This is a genomic window from Kitasatospora aureofaciens, from assembly GCF_001188955.3.
In the GTDB taxonomy this organism is placed as follows: Bacteria; Actinomycetota; Actinomycetes; order Streptomycetales; family Streptomycetaceae; genus Kitasatospora; species Kitasatospora aureofaciens.
In genome coordinates, this window is record NZ_JPRF03000003.1 from 1 (window position 1) to 677 (window position 677).

Below are 677 nucleotides of genomic sequence, written 5' to 3' on the forward strand. Positions count from 1 at the left end.
AGCAGCGGTTGCTGCTGGAGACGTCCTGGGAGGCGTTCGAGCGGGCGGGTATCGACCCGGTGTCGTTGCGGGGCAGTCGTACCGGTGTGTTCGCGGGCGTGATGTACGCCGACTATGCCGGCCTGCTGGGCGGTGGTGAGTTCGAGGGTTACCAGGGCAGTGGCAGCGCGGGGAGCGTGGCCTCGGGCCGGGTCTCCTACACGCTCGGTCTGGAAGGGCCGGCGGTGACGGTCGATACCGCCTGCTCCTCCTCGCTGGTGGCCATGCACCTGGCCGCCCAGGCCCTGCGCAGCGGTGAGTGCTCGTTGGCGCTGGCCGGCGGTGTGACGGTGATGTCCACCCCCAACACCTTCGTGGAGTTCTCGCGGCAGGGTGGGTTGTCGGCGGACGGGAGGTGCCGTTCGTTCGCGGAGGCGGCGGCGGGGTCGGCTGGGGCGAGGGTGTCGGTGTGGTGGTGCTGGAGCGTCTTTCGGATGCCCGGCGCAACGGTCACCGGGTGCTGGCGGTGCTGCGGGGCAGTGCGGTGAACCAGGACGGTGCGTCCAACGGCCTGACGGCGCCGAACGGTCCGTCGCAGCAGCGGGTGATCCGGCAGGCGCTGGCGAGCGCGGGTCTCGCACCCGCCGAGGTCGACGCAGTGGAGGCGCACGGGACCGGCACCACGCTGGGTGACCCGA

1 pseudogene is annotated in these 677 nt (G+C 71.8%); it reads left to right on the top strand.

The annotated features are described in order from the left end of the window. Nucleotides 1–677, top strand: a pseudogene (locus tag HS99_RS04925) (beta-ketoacyl synthase N-terminal-like domain-containing protein); the annotation flags it as partial.